The following is a 19,368-nucleotide window of genomic DNA, read 5'->3' on the forward strand; positions in this document are numbered from 1 at the left end:
CGGGTATTACTGTGACAGCGGCAGTTTCGACACTGCGACGTGGGAGAGGAGGTTTTCCACGGAAACGTGCATCACATCGGTAAAGGGCTTCGGGTAGACGCCCATGAAAAGCGTAAACAGTGCGAGCACCCCAAGGATGAAGTATTCGCGACCGTTGATGTCCTTCAGCTCGCGAACATGGTCGTTCGCAACGGCGCCGAAGTACACCCGCTTGTACATCCACAACGTATAGGCCGCGCCCAGGATCAGCGTGAACGCCGCCCCGAATGCGATCCAGAAGTTGAACTTCACTGCCGCCAGAATCACCATGAATTCGCCGACGAATCCCGAGGTGCCCGGCAGGCCGCAGTTGGCCATCGCGAACAGCATGGCCAGCGCCGCGAACTTCGGCATGGTGTTGACCACACCGCCGTAATCCGCGATATCGCGTGTGTGCATGCGGTCATACAGCACGCCGATGCACAGGAACATGGCGCCCGAGACGAAACCGTGCGAGATCATCTGGATGATCCCGCCTTCCATCGCGAGCTGGCTCGATTCGCCGAACATAAAGAAGCCGAGCGTGACGAAGCCCATGTGGGCAATCGACGAGTACGCGACCAGCTTCTTCATGTCCGCCTGCACCATCGCCACGAGGCCGATGTAGATCACGGCGATCAGCGACAGCGTGATGATGACCGGCGCCAGGTAGTGGCTCGCGTCCGGCGTGACCGGCAGCGAGAAACGCAGGAAACCGTACGCGCCGAGCTTGAGCATGATCGCGGCCAGCACGACCGAGCCGCCCGTGGGCGCTTCGACGTGCGCGTCCGGCAACCACGTGTGGACCGGCCACATCGGCACCTTGACGGCAAACGCGAAGAAGAACGCGATGAACAGCAGGATCTGCGGCGTCATGGCGATCTTCGCGGCCTGCCAGGTGGCGAGGTCGAAGGTCCCGGTAATGCGGTACAGGTACAGCAACGCGACCAGCATGAGCAGCGAGCCGGCCAGCGTATAGAGAAAGAACTTGAACGCTGCGTACACGCGGTTCGGGCCGCCCCACACGCCGATGATGATGTACATCGGAATGAGCGTGGCTTCGAAGAACACGTAGAACAGCAGACCGTCGGCGGCGCAGAAAACGCCGATCATGATGCCCGACAGGATGAGGAACGACGCGTAATACTGCGCGACGTTCTTCGTGATGACCTGCCAGCCGGCGATCACGACGATCACGGTGATGAGCGCCGTCAGCACGACGAACCACAGCGCGATACCGTCGACGCCCAGGTGATACGCAATATTGAACCGCTCGATCCAGACCGACTTTTCCTCGAACTGCAGGGAAGCCGTGCTCGTATCGAAGCCCGCAACGAGCGGAAGGGTGACGAGGAAACTAAGCACCGAACCGATGAGTGCGAGCCAGCGGTCCGCACTCGGGTTCCGACGGGAACCCACTACAAGAACGATGACGCCGAATACGATCGGCATCCATATCGCAATACTGAGAATCGGAGTTGCGTGCATGCGTTTCCTCGCCTTATTTTGCCTTATTTGCCGCCGAGCGTTACAAACAGGGTAAGGAGGCCAAGCATGCCGATGATCATGGCAAATGCGTAGTGGTAGATATAGCCGGATTGCAGGAAACGAATGACAGTTGCAAACCAGCCGATAAACTTGGCGCTCCCGTTTACGACGCCGTCGATCACGACGACATCGCCCTCCTTCCACAGACCGCGACCGATCGCGACTGCTCCGCGAGCGAAGACAATTTCGTTGATCTTGTCGAGGTAATACGCGTTTGCCAGCAGCTTGTAGACCGGCGAGAAAGTGCGCGACACGACGGCCGGCAGTTCCGGGCGCTTCATGTAGAAGAACCACGCCACCACCACACCCGCGAGTGCGAGCCACACCGGCAGACCCGAGAACGCATGCGCGCCCATCGCGGCCCAGCCCTGGAATTCCTTGCCCATCTCCGCGAGCGCTTCGTGGTTCTCGCCGACGAAGATGACGTTCTGGAACGCCACGCCATGCGAGAAGAAGTCACCGAAGAGCAGCGGCTGGATCGCGAACGCACCGGCGATCACCGAGGGGATCGCGAGCAGAACGAGCGGCACCCAGATGACCCACGGCGACTCGTGCGGCACGTGCACGTGGTGTTCGTCGTGACCGTGGCCATGATCGCCGTGACCGCTGTGGGCAGCATTGGCAGCTTCGATCGCCATCGGCGATTCCGGATGCTTCGGACCGCGGAAGCGCTCTTCACCGTGGAACACGAGGAAGTACATACGGAACGAGTACAGCGCCGTGACGAACACGCTTGCCACGACCGCGAAGTACGCGAAGCCCGAACCCGGCAGGTGCGAGAGCTTCACGGCGTCGATGATCGAATCCTTCGAGTAGAAGCCCGAGAAGAACGGCGTACCGATCAGCGCGAGCGAACCGACGAGCGAGGTGATCCACGTGATGGGCATGTACTTGCGCAGGCCGCCCATGTTGCGCATGTCCTGATCGTGGTGCATGCCGATGATGACCGAGCCCGCGCCGAGGAACAGCAGCGCCTTGAAGAACGCGTGCGTCATCAGGTGGAAGATCGCGACCGGGTAAGCCGAGACGCCGAGCGCCACCGTCATGTAGCCGAGCTGCGAGAGCGTGGAGTAAGCCACCACACGCTTGATGTCGTTCTGGACCACCCCGAGGAAGCCCATGAAGAGCGCGGTAATGGCGCCGATCACGACGATGAACGACAGCGCGGCTTCCGACAGTTCGAACAGCGGCGACATGCGCGCGACCATGAAGATACCGGCCGTCACCATGGTTGCCGCGTGAATCAGCGCGGAGATCGGCGTCGGGCCTTCCATCGAGTCCGGAAGCCAGACGTGCAGCGGGAACTGGGCCGACTTGCCCATTGCGCCGATGAACAGGCAGATACACGCAACGGTGAGCAGGTTCCACGAGGTGCCCGGGAACGTCAGCGCGGCGATTTCATGACCCTTCGCGAAGATGTCGTTGTAGTTCAGCGAGCCGCCGAACGCGAGCAACAGGCCAATACCGAGCAGGAAGCCGAAGTCGCCCACGCGGTTCACGAGGAACGCCTTCATGTTCGCGTAGATGGCGCTTTCACGCTTGAAGTAGAAGCCGATCAGCAGGTACGAGACGAGACCCACCGCTTCCCAGCCGAAGAACAGCTGCAGGAAGTTGTTGCTCATCACGAGCATCAGCATCGAGAACGTGAAGAGCGCGATGTACGAGAAGAAGCGCTCGTAGCCCTCTTCTTCCGCCATGTAACCGATCGTGTAGATGTGCACCATCAGGGACACGAAGGTCACGACGACCATCATGAGCGCAGTCAGCGAGTCGATGAGGAAGCCGACTTCGAACTTCAGGCTGCCAACCGACATCCATTCGTAGACCGTCGCGTTGAAGCTCGCGCCGCCCATCACGTCAAAGAACGTGATGAGCGAAAGCACGAACGCAATCGCGACGCCAAGAATGGTCACCGTATGCGCGCCCGCGCGCCCGATCGTTCTGCAAAAGAGACCGGCAATCAGAGAACCGGCGAGAGGAGCCAGCGGGATCGCCAGCAGAAGAGTTTCGTTGAGAGTCGTTGCCATAAAGTCAGCCTGCCTTAGCCTTTGAGCTGATCGAGATCCTCGACATTGATCGTGTCGAGGCTGCGGAACAGGGTCACAAGAATAGCCAGACCAATTGCAGCTTCCGCCGCCGCAACTGTAAGCACGAAGAACACGAAAATCTGTCCGTGAACGTCACCGAGGTAATGCGAGAACGCGACGAAGTTCGTGTTCACCGCTAACAGCATCAGCTCAATCGCCATCAGGATGATGATGACGTTGCGCCGATTCAAAAAGATTCCGACGATCGAGATCGCAAAAAGGATCGCGCCGAGGACGAGGTAATGGGCCAGTGTCAGCATGGTTCGCTCCTTCGCGCTTAGCTCTTCGTTGCCGGTGCGGCCGGCGCGGCACCCGCCGCAGGCGCAGCCCCGGCTTCGGCTTGCGCCGGTTCCGCCGGCTCCGGCACTTCCACGACGGCCTGCATCTTCACGAGGCGCACGCGGTCCTGGCGACGCACGTTGACCTGCTTCGACACGTCCTGGCGCTTCGAGTCCTTCGGCTCGCGCACCGTGAGCGCGATGGCCGCGACGATCGCCACCAGCAGCACGAGGCCGGCGACTTCGAAGGCGAAGATGTAGTCGGTGTAGATGATCTTGCCGATCAGGTGTGCGTTCGAGATCGCGGCGGCGGCAGCCGGCGTGGTGTCGGGCACCGGCGTGCTCGTCGCGCCGAAGCCGTGCCACAGGATCAGCGCGGTTTCGACCACGATGATCGCGCCCACGATGGTCGCCACCGGGATGAAGCGCTTGAAGTCGCGGCTCAGCACGTCGATGTTGATGTCCAGCATCATCACCACGAACAGGAACAGCACCATCACCGCGCCCACGTAGACGAGCACCAGCAGGATCGCGAGGAATTCGGCCTCGAGCAGCATCCAGATCGCGGCCGCGTTGAAGAACGCGAGCACGAGGAAGAGCGCAGACGCGACAGGATTGCGCGAAGTGATCACCTTCAGCCCTGACAGCGTGAGCAGCAGCGCGAAGATGTAGAACAGGACGGTCGTGAATTCCATGATTACTGGTTCATCGTTGAGGCCTTCGTGAGGCGGATTGCGCGGCGCAGACTGGCGGCCAGACCAGGGGGCGTCGCGCCGCGGCGGTCAGGCTGCGGTATCGCGCGGGCGTTCGGCACACGCGTTCCCCACAGCCGGCCCGAACCGCGGGCCGATGCAGCGTCAAACTGAAAGATCAACGGTACGGTGCATCCGCTGCCTTGTTCGCCGCGATCTGCGCTTCATAGCGATCGCCAACGGCCAGCAGCATATCCTTCGTGAAATACAGATCGCCGCGCTTCTCGCCGTGATACTCGAGAATGTGCGTTTCGACGATCGAGTCGACCGGGCAGCTTTCTTCGCAGAAACCGCAGAAGATGCACTTGGTCAGGTCGATGTCGTAACGCGTCGTGCGGCGCGTGTTGTCCTCGCGCACTTCCGATTCGATCGTGATCGCGAGCGCGGGGCACACGGCCTCGCACAGCTTGCACGCGATGCAGCGCTCTTCGCCATTTTCATAGCGGCGCAGCGCATGCAAGCCTCGAAAACGCGGGGACATAGGCGTCTTTTCTTCCGGGAACTGCACGGTGAACTTGCGCTTGAAGGCGTAACGCCCCGTCAGCGCGAGCCCCTTGAGCAGCTCGGTCAGGAAAAACGTCTTGAAGAAGTTTTGGATAGCGTTCATGGTTGTGTTCGCCCCTTATTTCCAGATGCTCAACGGCGACATGTACCAGAAGCCGACCACGATCAGCCACACGATGCACACCGGAATGAACACCTTCCAGCCGAGACGCATGATCTGGTCATAGCGATAGCGCGGGAACGTCGCGCGGGCCCAGATGAAGACCGACAACAGGCAGAAGACCTTCAGCACCAGCCAGAACACGCCCGGAATGAAGTCGAGGAACGCGAACGGGGCGCTCCAGCCGCCGAGGAACAGCACCGAGGCGAGTGCCGAGATCACGATCATGTTGATGTACTCGGCGAGGAAGAACAGCGCGAACGCCATACCCGAGTAATCGATCATGTGACCCGCGACGATTTCCGACTCCCCTTCCACCACGTCGAACGGGTGACGGTTCGTTTCGGCAATGCCCGAGATGAAGTAGACGACGAACATCGGCAGCAGCGGCAGCCAGTTCCACGAGAGGAACGTGATGCCCCAGTTCGCGAACATGCCGCGCATCTGGCCTTCGACGATCACCGAGAGGTTCAGGCTGCCCGACACCATCAGCACGACGACGAGCGCGAAGCCCATCGAAATTTCGTACGAAACCATCTGCGCCGCGGCGCGCATGGCGCCGAGGAACGCGTACTTCGAGTTCGACGCCCAGCCCGCCAGGATCACGCCGTACACGCCGATCGACGAGATCGCCATCGCGTAGAGCAGGCCCGCGTTGATGTCGCCGAGCACCGCGCCCGCCTGGAACGGAATCACCGCCCAGACCGCGAAGGCCGGCACCACCACCATGATCGGCGCGACCATGTAGATCCAGCGGCTCGCCTGCGCGGGCTGAATCACTTCCTTGAGCAGCAGCTTCAGCACGTCGGCGATCGGCTGCAACAGACCTGCGGGGCCCACGCGGTTCGGGCCGAGACGCACGTGCATCCAGCCGATCAGCTTGCGCTCCCAGAGGATCAGGTACGCCACGCACAGCAGGATCACCACCGCGACGACGAGAATGCGCACCAGCGCCCAGACGGTGGGCCATGCCACGCCGAGCAACTGGCTGCCGCCTGCATTGATCGTATCGAACAAGCTCATTTACGCCTTCTCCACCAGCAGTTCACCGAACAGGCTGCCGAGTTGCGCACCGGCCGGCGTCGCCGCCGACACGCGCACCACCGTCGGCGCAAGATTCGCATCGCGCGTCGCAGGCGCCGTCACCGACAGATCGCCCTGGCGCACGCGCACGGCGTCGCCTTCCTTCAGGCCGAGCTGGTCGAAGTATGCCGCCGGCAGACCGATCGCGTTCGCCACGCGGGCAGCCATGGTGAGCTGCAGCGCCTCGCCGCGGCGCACGATTTGATCGGCGTGGTAGATCGGCACGTCGGCGATACGTTCGAAGCGGCCTTCCGCGGCCTTCGCGAGGCTGCCGCGCGCAACCGCAGCGCCGGCCTTGTTCGACAGACGGCCTTCGAAGCTGCCGTCGCCCATCGCCTTGCGGCGCACTTCTTCGGCGGTGTCGTATTCGAAACCCTTGGCGCCCAGCAGCGTGCCGAGCACGCGCAAGACCTTCCACGCCGGACGCGTGTCGCCGAGCGGGCGCACGACGCCGTTGAAGGTCTGGGACGTCCCTTCGGCGTTGATGAAGGTGCCCGACGTTTCCGTGTACGGCGCGATGGGCAGCAGCACGTCCGCGTAGTCGAGTCCCGTCTTGTACGGCGAAAACACGGCGACCATTTCGGCCTGCGCGAGCGCGGCGCGCGCGGCGGCCGGGTTGGCCGTATCGAATTCCGGCTCGACGTTGAAGAGCAGATAGCCCTTGCGCGGCTGCTCGAACGCTTCGCGTGCGTTCAGGCCGTCGCGGCCCGGCAGTGCGCCGGCGATATGCGCGCCGACCGTGTTGGCCGCTTCCGTGAGGAAGCCAAGCGTCGCGCCCGTCGTTTCGGCGATGAACTGCGCGGCGGCGTGCAGGCGCGAGAACTCCGGATGCTGGACCGCGGCGTTGCCGAGCAGCACGTAGCGGCGTTCGCCGTTCGCCAGCGACGCGGCGACCTGCTTCGCGGCTTCCGTGGCCTGTGCGCCTGCGAAGCCTTCCGGCACCGCGACACCCTTCGCTTCCGCGACAGCCGCCGCGATCGAAGCGAGTTCGTCGAGCCATGCCGAAGGCGCGGCAACGATGCGCTGTGCGTTCGGGATCAGCGAGCCGTCAGCGGTCGCCTGCAGGAAGCTGACCTGTGCCCCGCCCTTCGCGGCCTGGCGCAGACGCGCGGCGAACAGCGCGTGGTCGCGGCGCAGGAACGAGCCGATCACGAATGCCGAATCGGCATACGAGAGTTCGGCGATCTTCGTGCCGAGCCACGGCGCGCCTTCGAGCGGCGCCGAGAAGTCGCTCTGGCGCAGACGGAAGTCGACGTTCGGCGTGCCGATCGCGTCCGCGAACTGCTTCGCGAGATAGAGTTCTTCGAGCGTGCTGTGCGGGCTCGCGAGCAGCGCGAGCTGGTTCTCGCCATGCTCGTCGCAAATGCCCTTGATGCCCTTCACGACGTATTCGAGCGCGGTCTGCCAGTCGGTCTCGATCCACTCGCCGCCCTGCTTGATCATCGGGCGCGTGAGACGGTCTTCGCTGTTCAGGCCTTCGTACGAGAAGCGGTCCTTGTCCGAGATCCAGCATTCGTTGATGGCTTCGTTCTCGAACGGCAGCACGCGCATCACGCGGTTGTTCTTCACCTGCACGACGAGGTTCGCACCCGTTGCGTCGTGCGGGCTCACCGACTTGCGGCGCGACAGTTCCCACGTCCGCGCCGAGAAGCGGAACGGCTTGCTCGTGAGCGCGCCGACCGGGCACAGGTCGATCATGTTGCCCGAGAGTTCCGAATCGACCGTCTTGCCGACGAACGAGGTGATTTCCGAGTGCTCGCCGCGGCCGAGCATGCCGAGCTCCATCACGCCGGCGATTTCGTCGCCGAAGCGCACGCAGCGCGTGCAGTGGATGCAGCGCGACATCTCTTCCATCGAGATGAGCGGACCGACGTTCTTGTGGAACACCACGCGCTTTTCTTCGCTGTAGCGCGAGGCGGACTTGCCGTAACCGACGGCCAGATCCTGAAGCTGGCATTCGCCGCCCTGATCGCAGATCGGGCAGTCGAGCGGGTGGTTGATCAGCAGGAATTCCATCACGGCTTGCTGACCCTGCACGGCCTTGTCCGACATGGTGCGCACGATCATGCCTTGCGACACCGGCGTCGCGCACGCGGGCACGGCCTTCGGCATCTTCTCGACATCGACGAGACACATCCGGCAGTTGGCCGCGATGGAGAGCTTCTTGTGATAGCAGAAGTGCGGGATGTACGTGTCCACGCGCTGAGCAGCCTGGATCACCATGCTGCCCTCGGGCACCTGCACCTTCTTGCCGTCTATTTCAAGTTCAACCATGATGGTTAATCGTCCCTAACCTGTTACCGCTCAATTTCACAGCGGCATTCCCCGTCACTGCGCCGTTGCGTCGTGCTACGCGGTTCGCGCACAACATGCTGTCTCTTCGCCTGTCAGGCGGCCACCGTTTCCGAGGCCGCGTGCGAGCCGGCATGACCGCCGACGAGACAACGCTTGTTGTGCACGTGATATTCGAATTCGTCCCAGTAATGCTTGAGCATGCCGCGCACCGGCATGGCCGCCGCGTCGCCGAGCGCGCAGATCGTACGGCCCATGATGTTGCCCGCCACCGAGTTCAGCAGGTCCAGGTCTTCCTGGCGGCCTTCGCCGTGCTCGATGCGGTTCACCACGCGATACAGCCAGCCCGTGCCTTCGCGGCACGGCGTGCACTGGCCGCACGACTCTTCGTAATAGAAGTACGAGAGACGCAGCAGCGAGCGCACCATGCAGCGCGTTTCGTCCATGACGATGACGGCGCCCGAGCCGAGCATCGAGCCCTGCTTGGCGATGGAGTCATAGTCCATGTCGGTCTGCATCATCAGGTCGCCCGGAATGACCGGCGCCGACGAACCGCCCGGAATCACAGCCTTCAGCTTCTTGCCGCCGCGCACGCCGCCGGCCAGCTCCATGAGCTTCGCGAACGGAGTGCCGAGCGGGATCTCGTAGTTGCCCGGACGCTCCACGTCGCCCGAGATCGAGAAGATCTTCGTGCCGCCGTTGTTCGGCTTGCCGAGTTCCATGTACGTCTGCGGACCGACGCTCAGCAGGAACGGGACGGCTGCGAACGTCTCGGTGTTGTTGATCGTGGTGGGCTTGCCGTACACGCCGAAGCTCGCCGGGAAAGGCGGCTTGAAACGCGGCTGACCCTTCTTGCCTTCGAGCGACTCGAGCAGCGCGGTTTCCTCGCCGCAGATGTACGCGCCATAGCCATGGTGCGCGTGCAGCTGGAACGAGAAGTCCGTGCCGAGAATGTTGTCGCCGAGGTAGCCCGCCTGGCGCGCCTCTTCCAGCGCAGCCTCGAAGCGGCGGTACACCTCGAAAATCTCGCCGTGGATGTAGTTGTAGCCCACGGTGATGCCCATCGCGTACGCGCCGATGGCCATGCCTTCGATCACGCTATGCGGATTCCAGCGCAGGATGTCGCGGTCCTTGAACGTGCCGGGCTCGCCCTCGTCCGAGTTGCAGACGAGATACTTCTGCCCCGGAAACTGACGCGGCATGAAGCTCCACTTCAGGCCGGTCGGGAAGCCCGCGCCGCCGCGGCCGCGCAGACCGCTCGCCTTCACGTCGGCGATCACCTGCTCGGGCGGAATCTTTTCTTCGAGAATACGGCGCAGCTGCTTGTAGCCGCCGCGCGCGACGTAGTCTTCGAGATGCCAGTTCTCGCCGTTGAGGCCCGCGAGAATCAGCGGTTTGATGTGACGGTCGTGCAACGAAGTCATTTCGAAAGCTCCTCGAGCAGCTGGTCGATCTTCTCGCGGCTCATGAAGCTGCACATGCGGTGATTGTTCACGAGCATCACCGGTGCATCGCCGCACGCGCCCATGCACTCACCTTCTTTCAAGGTGAACTTGCCGTCGGGCGTGGTTTCGCCGAAGTCGATTCCGAGCTTCTGCTTCAGGTATTCGGCGGCGCTCTCCGAGCCGCCATCCGGGCCGAGCTGGCACGGCAGATTCGTGCAGAGCGTGATCTTGTGCTTGCCGACCGGCGTGGTCTCGAACATCGTGTAGAACGTGGCCACTTCCTGGACCGCGACAGGCGGCATGCCGATGTAGTCGGCCACGTACTGCATGATTTCGGGAGACAGCCAGCCATGCTCTTCCTGAGCAACGGCCAAAGCCGCCATCACGGCGGACTGTCGCTGATCGGCGGGGTACTTCGTCAACGCGCGATCGATTTCTTTCAGGCCTTCAGCTGAGATCATTTTCAGACACGACTCTTTCAATTCCTACCGAACGAAAACCTGCCGCGCGTTCTCATACATTCGCTGCGACAGACGTGGCGTTCCATGCTGCGTGCGCCCGGGACCGGGCGCACCTTGCTGCGCGCCGCCCTAGCGGTCAATTTCACCGAACACGATGTCCTGCGTGCCGATGATCGTGACCGCGTCGGCAATCATGTGGCCGCGCGCCATTTCATCGAGCGCGGACAGGTGGGCGTAACCCGGCGCACGGATCTTCAGACGATACGGCTTGTTCGCGCCATCTGACACCAGGTAGATGCCGAATTCACCCTTCGGATGTTCGACGGCAGCGTACGCCTCGCCTTCGGGCACATGGAAGCCTTCCGTGAAGAGCTTGAAGTGGTGAATCAGCTCTTCCATGTTCGACTTCATGTTCACGCGCGAAGGCGGCGCAACCTTGTGATTGTCGATCATCACGGGGCCGGGATTCTTGCGCAGCCACTCAATGCACTGTTTCGCGATGCGAGTGGACTGGCGCATTTCTTCGACGCGCACGAGATAACGGTCGTAGCAGTCGCCGTTCACGCCCACCGGAATGTCGAAGTCCATCTGGTCGTAGACTTCGTACGGCTGCTTCTTGCGCAGGTCCCACTCGATGCCCGAACCGCGCAGCATCGCGCCCGTCAGGCCGAGCTGCATGGCGCGCTCGGGGCTCACCACGCCGATGCCGACCAGACGCTGCTTCCAGATACGGTTGTCGGTGAGCAACGTTTCGTACTCGTCGACGCAACCTGGGAAGCGCGTGAAGAAGTCGTCGATGAAGTCCAGCACCGAGCCCTGGCGCGCCTCGTTCATGCGGGCGAGCGCCTTCTCGTTGTGAATCTTCGACGCCTTGTATTGCGGCATGGCGTCAGGCAGATCGCGGTACACGCCGCCCGGACGGTAGTAAGCCGCGTGCATGCGCGCACCCGAGACCGCCTCGTAGACGTCCATCAGGTCTTCGCGCTCGCGGAACGCGTAGAGGAACACCGCCATCGCGCCGACGTCGAGCGCGTGCGAGCCGATCCACATGAGGTGGTTCAGCACGCGCGTGACTTCGTCGAACAGCACGCGGATGTACTTCGCGCGGATCGGCACTTCAATGCCGAGCAGCTTTTCGATGGCGAGCACATAGCCGTGCTCGTTGACCATCATCGACACGTAGTCGAGACGGTCCATGTACGGCACCGACTGAATGAACGTCTTGCTCTCGGCGAGCTTTTCGGTCGCGCGATGCAGCAGGCCGATGTGCGGATCGGCGCGCTGGATCACTTCGCCGTCGAGCTCGAGCACGAGGCGCAGCACACCGTGCGCTGCCGGGTGCTGCGGGCCGAAGTTGAGCGTGTAGTTCTTGATCTCTGACATGCGACCCTCTTAGTGTTTCTTCAGACCGCCGTAGCGATCTTCGCGGATCACACGCGGCGTGATCTCGCGCGGCTCGATCGTGACGGGCTGGTAGACCACGCGCTTCTGCTCCGGGTCGTAACGCATTTCGACATAGCCCGAAACCGGGAAGTCCTTGCGGAACGGATGGCCGATGAAACCGTAGTCGGTCAGGATGCGGCGCAGGTCGGGGTGGCCTTCGAAGACGATGCCGAACAGGTCGAACGCTTCGCGCTCGTACCAGTTGGCCGAATTCCAGATCTCGACGAGCGAGGGCACGATCGGCACTTCGTCGTCCGGCGCGAACACGCGCAGACGCACGCGCCAGTTGTTCGCGAGCGACAGCAGATGCGACACCGCGGCGAAGCGCGGGCCTTCCCAGGCGCCGTCACCGAAGGTCTGATAGTCGACGCCGCACAGGTCGACCAGTTGCTCGAAGCGCAGCGAGGGATTGTCGCGCAGCTCCTTGGCCACCGCGAGGGACTCGCCCGCCTTGACGACCAGCGTCAGCTCGCCGAGCGCCTCGGTGAGGCTGACGATGCGCGCGCCAAGGGCCGCTTCGAGGTTCGCTTTCAGGGTCTCGAGTTTGCTTGCCATATTGTGGGGAGGCTCGCGGCCTTTATTGACGGGCGATGGTGCTGGTGCGGCGAATCTTCGCCTGCAACTGGATCACCCCGTAGACCAGGGCTTCCGCTGTCGGCGGGCATCCCGGCACATAGACGTCGACCGGCACGATGCGATCACAACCGCGCACGACCGAATACGAATAGTGGTAGTAGCCGCCGCCGTTGGCGCACGACCCCATCGAAATGACCCAGCGCGGCTCGGCCATCTGGTCGTAGACCTTGCGCAGCGCCGGCGCCATCTTGTTGCAGAGCGTGCCGGCGACGATCATGACGTCCGACTGACGCGGGCTCGGACGGAACACCACGCCGAAACGGTCAAGGTCATAACGGGCCGCGCCCGCGTGCATCATCTCGACCGCGCAACACGCCAGACCGAACGTCATCGGCCACAGCGAGCCAGTGCGCGTCCAGTTGATCAGCTTGTCAGCCGTGGTGGTGACAAACCCTTCCTTCAAGACCCCTTCGATACTCATGTGCTTTCCACTCCAGACGGACAGCCCACAGTTTCCCCGCAGTGCCGCCCATACAATCCGGCGATTAACCCATTATTCCCAGTCGAGACCACCCTTCTTCCAGATGTAGGCAAAGCCCAGCAGGAATTCGAGCAGAAACAGCATCATCGACAGGAAGCCCGGCCAGCCGATATCGCGCAGGGCCACGCCCCACGGAAACAGGAACGCCGTTTCGAGGTCGAAGATGATGAAAAGGATGGCGACCAGGTAGTAGCGTACGTCGAACTTCATTCGGGCGTCTTCGAAGGCTTCGAAGCCGCACTCGTACGGCGAATTCTTTTCGCTGTCTGGCCGGTTGGGACCGAGGACCTTGCCGATTGTCACTAGCGCTATGCCCAGACCAACACCCACGAGGAGGAACAGAAGGACGGGGAAATAGGCAGCGAGGTTCAAGGCTATCCTCTATATCGGTTGGTTCTGAGGTTCCGCTGGAACTTGCATCGCTCCGCGGGAATCACTTCACGTACTTCGCGCTGCGAACAGAAGACGAACACGACGTAAGAAGCAAAAATGCCAGCCGAAGCTGAAGCAAGCGGCTGGCATTTTTTAGATAACATTGGTGCCGACGGCGAGACTCGAACTCGCACAGCTTTCGCCACTACCCCCTCAAGATAGCGTGTCTACCAATTTCACCACGTCGGCACTACATGCAATCCGGGACAACAAAATCTTGCAACCCGCGAATCGCTTCAAGACTTAGATTCTAACTTGTTTCCGTTCGTTGTTCAACGCACAAAACAAGTTTTTCAATCTTATTTCGGCACGTCGTTGCCAGGTTGCGAGGCTGCTGCAGCCGGCGAAGCCGCCGCCGGAGCGGATGCGCCAGGAGCAGATGCAACCGGTGCCGAAGCTGCCGGCGCCGAGGCTACGACCGGGGCTGGAACCGAAGCGCCAAGCACGCCCGCCGAAGGCTTCGCATGATACGACCCCAGGTAAGTTAACGCAAGGGTGGAGCAGAAAAACACCGTTGCGAGAACTGCGGTAGTGCGCGAAAGGAAGTTCGCGGAACCACTCGCGCCGAACAGGCTGCCCGACGCGCCGCTGCCGAATGCGGCGCCCATGTCCGCGCCTTTGCCGTGCTGCAGCAAGACGAGGCCGATCACCCCGAGCGCCGACAGAAGCTGGACGACGATAATCAACGTTTTCAAATACAGCATCACACTCACCTGAGTCCTGGTTGAACGCCCGCCCCTCCCGGAGCAGACGCATAAGCAGCCCGCACGACGCGTTTTAGTTCGAATGCTTCGTGCGCAAGCCTTTAGCTCGCGACGCTGGCGCCCGCAGCAGCGGCCACGCAGATCGCGAGGAAATCACCCTCTTTCAGCGACGCACCGCCGATCAGGCCGCCGTCGATGTCGGCCTGACGGAAGAGCTCCGCCGCATTTTCCGGCTTCACGCTGCCGCCGTAGAGCAGCGGCACGTCCGCCACTTGCGCGCCCTTGGCTGCGAGGCGCGCGCGCAGGAACGCATGCACCTGCTGAGCCTGCTCCGAGCTTGCGCTCTTGCCGGTGCCGATCGCCCAGACCGGCTCGTAAGCGACGACGATACGCGCCGCCTCTTCGGCCGACAGCGCGGCCAGCACGGCATCGATCTGAGAGCCGACCACGCGCTCGGTCGCGCCCGACTCGCGTTCTTCGAGCGTTTCACCCACGCAGACGATCGGCGTGAGGCCAGCCGCAAGCGCGCGCTGTGCCTTCACAGCGACGCATTCGGAGCTTTCGCCGTGGTAAGCGCGGCGCTCCGAGTGACCAACGATCGCAAACGTGGCTTCGAAGTCGGCGACCATGCCTGCCGCGACTTCGCCCGTATAGGCGCCCTGCTCGTGCGCCGAAATGTCTTGCGCGCCCCACTGAACCCGGCTGCCGCCGAGCAGCGCCTGCGCCTGCGCGAGATACGCGAACGGCACGCACACACCCACGTGCACATCCGCGGGGAGCGTCTGCGCGCCACGCGCAACGCCCTCTAGCAGTGCCGCATTGGCCGCGAGGCGACCATGCATCTTCCAGTTACCGACTACGAGCTTCGATCGTTGTTTCGTCATTGTTCCGGTTGCTGTTAAAAGCGGACGCAAACACATAATTTTACTGCGTGAAATCCAGGCGGGTCAAACCGCCCCGCCCGGGATGCACAAAAAACATGCGAAAAAAATCCCGAAAAATCAAGCACGAGCGGATCGCTCGTGCCGATGCGCCGTCAGGCCGCGCCGCTCCAGTCGAGCATGATCTTGCCGATGTGCTCGCTGCTTTCCATCAAAGCATGCGCCTCGGCGGCCTGCGCGGCGGGAAATACGCGGAACACGACGGGTTTGATGCGGCCCTCTTCGATGAGGGGCCAGACCTTCGCCTTGAGTTCCTGAGCGATCTGGGCCTTGAACTCGACGGAACGCGCGCGCAGCGTCGAACCGGTCACCGTGAGGCGGCGGCGCAGGATCTCGCCCATGTTGAGTTCGGCCTTGGAGCCGCCGAGCGTCGCGATGAGCACGATGCGGCCACCGGTCGCCAGCGCGGAAAGCTCGCGCGCCACATAGCCGCCGGCCACCATGTCGAGGATCACGTCCACGCCGCGGTCGTTCGTGAGCGCCTTCACGACCTCGACGAAATCGCTGCTGCGGTAGTTGATGGCGCGGTCGGCGCCGAGCGCTTCACAGGCGCGGCACTTGTCGTCCGAGCCCGCGGTGGCGAACACGCGGAAACCGAGGGCATGCGCGATCTGGATCGCCGTCACGCCGATGCCGCTCGAGCCACCCTGCACGAGCAGCGTCTCGTTCTCGCCGCCCTCGCCCTGGCCGAGGTAGGCGCGCTGGAACACGTTGCTCCAGACCGTGAAGAACGTTTCGGGCAGCGAGGCCGCCTCGACATCGGTGAGCCCCTGCGGCACCGGCAGGCATTGCCCGAGCGGCGCGACCGCGTACTCGGCGTAACCGCCGCCCGCGATCAGCGCGCACACGCGATCGCCGATCTTCAGCCCAAACGGATTGTTCTTCTCTTCGATCGAGCCGCCGACGATCTCGCCCGCCACCTCGAGCCCCGGCAGATCGGAAATACCCGGCGGCGGCGCATACGAGCCCTTGCGCTGGAATACGTCGGGACGGTTCACGCCCGAGGCGCTCACCTTGATCAGCACTTCGCCGGCCTTCGGCTCGGGAGTTGGCCGTTCGGCCAGCTTGAGCACGTCCGGCGCACCGAATTCCGTAATCTCGACTGCCTTCATCTCGCGTCTCCTCAGCGCTTCGCGCCCCGTCTGGATGGCGCTGCGCACGCGACAGGATTGACGCATGCGCACTGCCATTCACCCTCATTGTCATAAAAAACGGCCGGCGCGTTTTGCACGCTGCCGGCCGTTGGAGCTTACCGCTTTACTGCTGCGGCTCGCCTTGCGGTGCGCCGCCATTGGCCTGCTCGTTGAGCAGCGCCTTGGCGGACAGGCGCACGCGGCCCTTCTCGTCCGTCTGGATGACCTTGACCTTCACGACCTGGCCTTCCTTCAGATAGTCGTTGATGTCCTTGATGCGCTCGTTGGCGATCTCGGAGATGTGCAGCAGACCATCCTTGCCCGGCAGCAGGTTCACGATCGCGCCGAAGTCCAGCAGCTTGAGGACCGCGCCTTCGTACACCTGGCCCACTTCGATTTCGGCCGTGATGTTTTCGATGCGCTTCTTCGCTTCGGCCATGCCTTCGCTCGACGTCGAAGCGATGGTCACGACGCCGTCGTCGGAGATGTCGATCGTCGTGCCGGTTTCTTCCGTCAGCGCGCGGATCACCGAACCGCCCTTGCCGATCACGTCACGGATCTTTTCCGGGTTGATCTTGATGGTGATCATGCGCGGAGCGTACGCCGACAGTTCGGTGTTCACGCCCGACACCGCCGAGGTCATCTTGCCGAGGATGTGCATACGGCCTTCCTTCGCTTGCGCGAGCGCGACCTGCATGATTTCCTTGGTGATACCCTGGATCTTGATGTCCATCTGCAGCGCGGTCACGCCGGCTTCCGTACCCGCAACCTTGAAGTCCATGTCGCCGAGGTGATCTTCGTCGCCGAGGATGTCGGTCAGCACGGCGAACTTGTTGCCTTCGAGGATCAGGCCCATCGCGATGCCGGCGACGTGCGCCTTCATCGGTACGCCGGCGTCCATCAGCGCGAGGCAGCCGCCGCACACCGAAGCCATCGACGACGAACCGTTCGACTCGGTGATTTCCGAAACGACGCGGATCGAGTAGCCGAACTCTTCGGCGCTCGGCAGGCATGCGACCAGCGCGCGCTTGGCGAGACGGCCGTGGCCGATTTCACGGCGCTTGGGCGAGCCAACACGGCCCGTTTCGCCGGTCGCGAACGGGGGCATGTTGTAGTGGAGCATGAAGCGGTCGCGGTACTCGCCTTCGAGCGCGTCGATGATCTGCTCGTCGCCCTTGGTGCCGAGCGTCGCGACGACCAGTGCCTGCGTTTCGCCGCGCGTGAAGAGCGCCGAACCGTGGGTGCGCGGCAGCACGCCCGTGCGGATCTCGATCGGGCGCACCGTGCGCGTGTCGCGGCCGTCGATACGCGGCTCGCCGTTCAGGATCTGCGAACGGACGATCTTCGCTTCGAGGTCGAACACGATGTTGCCGACCGTGGCCTTGTCGGCCGCCGTTGTGCCGGCCGCAGCCGCTTCTTCTTCGAGCTTGGCCGACGTCGCTGCGTAGACTTCCTTCAGCTTGGTCGAACGCTGCTGCTTGTCGCGCAGTTGATACGCGGCGAGCAGGTTGTCGTTGGCGATGGCCGTGACGCGTGCGATGAGCGCTTCGTCCTTCGGCGCCGGCGTCCAGTCCCACTCCGGCTTGCCGCCGTCGCGCACCAGTTCGTGGATCGCGTCGATGGCCGTTTGCATCTGCTCGTGGCCGAATACGACGGCGCCGAGCATCACGTCTTCCGGCAGCTGGTCGGCTTCCGATTCCACCATCAGCACGGCGCGCTCGGTACCGGCCACGACGAGGTCGAGGCGCGATTCCTTGATCTGCGCGCGCGTCGGGTTGAGCACGTACTCGTTGTTGATGTAGGCGACGCGTGCGGCGCCCACCGGGCCGTTGAACGGCAGACCCGAGATCGCGAGAGCCGCCGACGCGCCGATCAGCGCGGGGATGTCAGCCGGGACTTCCGGGTTGATCGACAGGACGTGGATCACGACCTGGACTTCGTTGTAATAGCCTTCCGGGAAAAGCGGGCGCAGCGGACGGTCAATCAGGCGCGAGATCAGCGTCTCGCCTTCCGACGGACGGCCTTCGCGGCGGAAGAAGCCGCCCGGGATCTTGCCGGCCGAATAGGTCTTTTCGATGTAGTCGACGGTGAGCGGGAAGAAGTCCTGACCCGGTTTGGCGGTCTTCGCGCCGACGACGGTCGCGAGCACGACGGTGTCTTCGACGTCGACGATGACAGCACCGCTGGCCTGACGGGCGATCTCACCCGTTTCGAGGCGCACGTTGTGCTGGCCCCATTTGAATTCCTTCACGACTTTATTGAACATGGTCATGGTCACTCACTCCTTACTCATTTGTTATGCGCCGCCCGCACACGCGGACGATGCGGCAAGACAGGCTCCGGCACCGCGCAGGAAGAGGAGTGTTATGCCATTCCAGCGGATCGCGAGGTTGCAAAACGGTTGCAGTGCGGCTGTGACGCATCGCCGCGTACGATCTGCTGGAATGACACAAAGCTCTGCCCCGAGGCCCGGCCCTGCTGCTTGTACTGCTGGTGCTACGTGGTGATGCCTTGTGTTTCCGACCGGTGTTTTTTGCATCGAAGCGGCCTGAAAAGCCGCATGAAGCGCACCGTTCAAAAAACAAAATGCCTGCATCAGTGGAACTGACACAGGCATCTTTGCGGAAGACCTTCCGATTACTTACGCAGACCCAGCTTCTCGATCAGCGCGCGGTAACGATCAGCATCCTTGCCCTTCAGGTAGTCGAGCAGCTTACGGCGGCGGCTCACCATGCGCAGCAGACCGCGGCGGCTGTGGTGGTCCTTCGCGTGCGACTTGAAGTGGCCAGTCAGTTCGTTGATACGCGACGTCAGGAGTGCAACCTGAACTTCGGGCGATCCCGTGTCGTTGGTGCCGCGCGCGAATTGCGCGACGACGTCGGACTTCTTGATATCTGCTACGGACATTTTGCTTTTCCTTTAAAACAAACGAGCGGTCACGGAAGAAAGGCCGTGCCGTGGCTTGGTTCT

General features: G+C 62.7%; 18 protein-coding genes and 1 tRNA gene. All 19 read right to left on the minus strand.

All coding sequences use genetic code 11. The features are described 5' to 3' along the window. Positions 1-6: 6 nt before the first annotated feature. The gene (locus AB4Y40_RS29285; RefSeq protein WP_368690837.1) at positions 7-1,506 is read right to left on the minus strand and encodes an NADH-quinone oxidoreductase subunit M; all 1,500 of its coding nucleotides are present in this window, start codon (positions 1,504-1,506) and stop codon (positions 7-9) included. Positions 1,507-1,529: 23 nt separating this feature from the next. Further along, positions 1,530-3,593, minus strand: coding sequence for an NADH-quinone oxidoreductase subunit L (gene nuoL / locus AB4Y40_RS29290; RefSeq protein ID WP_368690838.1), 2,064 nt, complete (start codon positions 3,591-3,593; stop codon positions 1,530-1,532). Positions 3,594-3,607: 14 nt separating this feature from the next. Then, positions 3,608-3,913 (minus strand): NADH-quinone oxidoreductase subunit NuoK, encoded by a 306-nt coding sequence (gene nuoK, locus AB4Y40_RS29295; protein WP_006052894.1) that lies wholly within the window; start codon positions 3,911-3,913, stop codon positions 3,608-3,610. 17 nt (positions 3,914-3,930) lie between these two features. Further along, entirely contained in the window at positions 3,931-4,626 is a 696-nt protein-coding gene (locus AB4Y40_RS29300; RefSeq protein ID WP_342921050.1) for an NADH-quinone oxidoreductase subunit J, read from the minus strand. A gap of 175 nt (positions 4,627-4,801) precedes the next feature. Then, positions 4,802-5,290, minus strand: coding sequence for an NADH-quinone oxidoreductase subunit NuoI (gene nuoI / locus AB4Y40_RS29305; protein WP_254357569.1), 489 nt, complete (start codon positions 5,288-5,290; stop codon positions 4,802-4,804). A gap of 15 nt (positions 5,291-5,305) precedes the next feature. Next, entirely contained in the window at positions 5,306-6,370 is a 1,065-nt protein-coding gene (gene nuoH / locus AB4Y40_RS29310; protein ID WP_042271744.1) for an NADH-quinone oxidoreductase subunit NuoH, read from the minus strand. Beyond that, positions 6,371-8,704: an NADH-quinone oxidoreductase subunit NuoG gene (nuoG, locus tag AB4Y40_RS29315; protein ID WP_368690839.1), complete on the minus strand. Its 2,334-nt coding sequence runs from the start codon at positions 8,702-8,704 to the stop codon at positions 6,371-6,373. It abuts the gene before it with no gap. Positions 8,705-8,817: 113 nt separating this feature from the next. Further along, positions 8,818-10,146: an NADH-quinone oxidoreductase subunit NuoF gene (nuoF, locus tag AB4Y40_RS29320; protein WP_266230547.1), complete on the minus strand. Its 1,329-nt coding sequence runs from the start codon at positions 10,144-10,146 to the stop codon at positions 8,818-8,820. Then, positions 10,143-10,628, minus strand: a complete 486-nt coding sequence (nuoE, locus tag AB4Y40_RS29325) for an NADH-quinone oxidoreductase subunit NuoE (RefSeq protein ID WP_368690840.1) — start codon at positions 10,626-10,628, stop codon at positions 10,143-10,145. Before nuoE ends, nuoF begins: the two co-directional genes overlap by 4 nt. A 129-nt stretch (positions 10,629-10,757) precedes the next feature. Continuing rightward, entirely contained in the window at positions 10,758-12,011 is a 1,254-nt protein-coding gene (locus AB4Y40_RS29330) for an NADH-quinone oxidoreductase subunit D (RefSeq protein WP_133182092.1), read from the minus strand. A gap of 9 nt (positions 12,012-12,020) precedes the next feature. Beyond that, positions 12,021-12,626, minus strand: a complete 606-nt coding sequence (locus AB4Y40_RS29335) for an NADH-quinone oxidoreductase subunit C (protein ID WP_069265281.1) — start codon at positions 12,624-12,626, stop codon at positions 12,021-12,023. 22 nt (positions 12,627-12,648) lie between these two features. Next, a complete protein-coding gene (locus tag AB4Y40_RS29340) occupies positions 12,649-13,128 on the minus strand; it encodes an NADH-quinone oxidoreductase subunit B family protein (RefSeq protein WP_027819582.1) in 480 nt (159 codons plus the stop codon). A 72-nt stretch (positions 13,129-13,200) separates the two neighbouring features. Next, positions 13,201-13,560, minus strand: a complete 360-nt coding sequence (locus AB4Y40_RS29345) for an NADH-quinone oxidoreductase subunit A (RefSeq protein WP_028205678.1) — start codon at positions 13,558-13,560, stop codon at positions 13,201-13,203. 164 nt (positions 13,561-13,724) lie between these two features. Next, positions 13,725-13,809: transfer RNA gene (locus AB4Y40_RS29350), tRNA-Leu, on the minus strand. Positions 13,810-13,919: 110 nt separating this feature from the next. Beyond that, complete coding sequence (gene secG, locus AB4Y40_RS29355) at positions 13,920-14,324, minus strand: preprotein translocase subunit SecG (protein ID WP_133182086.1); 405 nt, start codon at positions 14,322-14,324, stop codon at positions 13,920-13,922. Positions 14,325-14,425: 101 nt separating this feature from the next. Continuing rightward, the gene (tpiA, locus tag AB4Y40_RS29360) at positions 14,426-15,208 is read right to left on the minus strand and encodes a triose-phosphate isomerase (protein ID WP_368690841.1); all 783 of its coding nucleotides are present in this window, start codon (positions 15,206-15,208) and stop codon (positions 14,426-14,428) included. A 152-nt stretch (positions 15,209-15,360) separates the two neighbouring features. Continuing rightward, a complete protein-coding gene (locus AB4Y40_RS29365) occupies positions 15,361-16,377 on the minus strand; it encodes an NAD(P)H-quinone oxidoreductase (RefSeq protein ID WP_368690842.1) in 1,017 nt (338 codons plus the stop codon). Between the two features lie 145 nt (positions 16,378-16,522). Then, positions 16,523-18,670, minus strand: a complete 2,148-nt coding sequence (gene pnp / locus AB4Y40_RS29370; RefSeq protein WP_201693548.1) for a polyribonucleotide nucleotidyltransferase — start codon at positions 18,668-18,670, stop codon at positions 16,523-16,525. 365 nt (positions 18,671-19,035) lie between these two features. Continuing rightward, positions 19,036-19,305: a 30S ribosomal protein S15 gene (rpsO, locus tag AB4Y40_RS29375; RefSeq protein WP_133182080.1), complete on the minus strand. Its 270-nt coding sequence runs from the start codon at positions 19,303-19,305 to the stop codon at positions 19,036-19,038. Between the last annotated feature and the right edge of the window lie 63 nt (positions 19,306-19,368).

Source organism: Paraburkholderia sp. EG287B (assembly GCF_040965595.1).
Lineage (GTDB): Bacteria > Pseudomonadota > Gammaproteobacteria > Burkholderiales > Burkholderiaceae > Paraburkholderia.